This is a genomic window from uncultured Leptotrichia sp. (assembly GCF_938036635.1).
GTDB classification, from domain to species: Bacteria; Fusobacteriota; Fusobacteriia; order Fusobacteriales; family Leptotrichiaceae; genus Leptotrichia; species Leptotrichia hongkongensis.
Window position 1 is genome coordinate 1 of the sequence record NZ_CALHQO010000071.1, and the last position, 1,821, is coordinate 1,821.

The window sequence follows — 1,821 nt, forward strand, 5'->3', positions numbered from 1 at the left end:
GGAGTAGCTCAGTTGGTAGAGCGTCAGCCTTCCAAGCTGAATGTCGCGAGTTCGACCCTCGTCTCCCGCTCCAAAATATGAGCCATTAGCTCAGTCGGTAGAGCACTTGACTTTTAATCAAGGTGTCACTGGTTCGATCCCAGTATGGCTCACCATTTTAAAATTTAATAATAACTTTGCGAGAGTGGCGAAATTGGTATACGCACTAGACTTAGGATCTAGCGTCTTCGACATGTGGGTTCGAGTCCCACCTTTCGCACCATTTAAAAATTAAAATTACAGATAGATATAAGAGCATAAATTGCTCTTTTTTTTATAATTTATGCTAAACTCCATAAAAAATAGAAATTATATTTGAGGTGAAAAAAATGGAAAGAACTTTTAAGGAAAAATTATCTGAAAAATTAATGAGCTTTGCGGGAATTATTGGGAAAAATATTTATTTGCTGAGTTTAAGGGATGCTTTTATGCTTTCATTTCCGCTTACAATGTTTGGTTCAATTTTGCTTGTTGTAACAAACTTTCCTGGGTTTAGCGAAAAGGCTAGGGAAGGGCTTGGAGCCCTGATGGGACATTCGATAGAAAGCTCAATGCTGCTTATGTCGATATTTGTAAGTATAGGGATTGGTTATTATCTGTACTTGTATAAAAATCCGAAGAGAACGCAGGATGCAATATATTCTGGAGCTGTAGCGCTCGTATCATTTTTTATAGTAACGCCTTTTTCAGTAAAACTTGAAAATGGGGAACTGATGACAGGAGTTATTCCAACTTCGTTAGTTGGGGCTCAAGGACTGTTTGTTGCAATTTTTGTATCAATTATATCGACAACAATTTATGGATTTTTGTTAAATAAGAATTTGACTATAAAAATGCCTAAAGATGTTCCACCTGCGATTTCAAAATCATTTTCAGCAATTATTCCAGGATTTTTGACTTTAAGTGTATTTATGATAATAAACATTCTTTTTAAACATACTAAATTTGAATCAATACATACTTTTGTATATGAATTTTTACAAAAACCGCTTGTCGGTTTGGGAACATCCTTCTTTGCCACAATAATAGCTGCAACATTGGTACAGTTCTTCTGGTTCTTTGGAGTACACGGACATCTTGTGGTAAATCCGATAATGGACACAATCTGGAATGTGGCTTCACTTGAAAACTTGAATGCGTATAATGCAGGACAGCCATTGCCTCATATTGTAACAAAGCAGTTTATGGAGATGTTTTCGGTAAGTATCGGTTCGATGGGAGCATTGTCAGCATTAACAGCGATTTTTATTGTAAGCAGAATAAAACAGCAAAGGGAAGTGGCAAAATTAGGATTTATACCGGGAATATTCAATATATCCGAACCTACATTATTTGGACTTCCTGTAATATTGAATCCTATACTTGCAATACCGTGGATACTGGGATCACCAATAACAATCTCGATTGCCTATTTTGCAACAAAAATTGGAATAATGCCTAGAACAACGGGAGTTGCAGTACCGTGGACCATGCCGCTTGGAATAAGTGGAACACTTGCAACAAATTCTATTATGGGAGGAGTAATACAAATAATAGGATTCGTTGTGATGGTGCTCTTATGGATACCGTTTATACTGTATTCTCAAAAACAATATGAAGAAAAAAGAAAAAATGAAAGTAAAGAATAAAATTTATGTTTAAAAATGTGGACTATTTTAAAATTGTTTTAATTAAAATAGTCCATTTTTCATAAGTTATATAATATTGACTTTGCAATGTAAATATAGTAAAATCAGTTTAAAATTAAGCTAATGAAAATTGTTTAAGGAGATGAAGACAATG

Annotated in this window: 1 protein-coding gene and 2 tRNA genes; all 3 read left to right on the forward strand. The window is 34.6% G+C overall.

Going from position 1 to position 1,821, the window contains the following annotated elements; translation table 11 throughout:
- Positions 1 to 79: 79 nt before the first annotated feature.
- Positions 80 to 155 (forward strand) — tRNA-Lys (locus tag Q0370_RS01330).
- A 23-nt stretch (positions 156 to 178) separates the two neighbouring features.
- A tRNA-Leu gene (locus tag Q0370_RS01335) sits at positions 179 to 262 on the forward strand.
- A gap of 106 nt (positions 263 to 368) precedes the next feature.
- Positions 369 to 1,667 carry a PTS sugar transporter subunit IIC gene (locus tag Q0370_RS01340; protein WP_299571062.1) on the forward strand — a complete coding sequence of 433 codons (1,299 nt, stop codon included), beginning with the start codon at positions 369 to 371 and terminating at the stop codon, positions 1,665 to 1,667.
- The last annotated feature ends 154 nt before the right edge of the window (positions 1,668 to 1,821 follow it).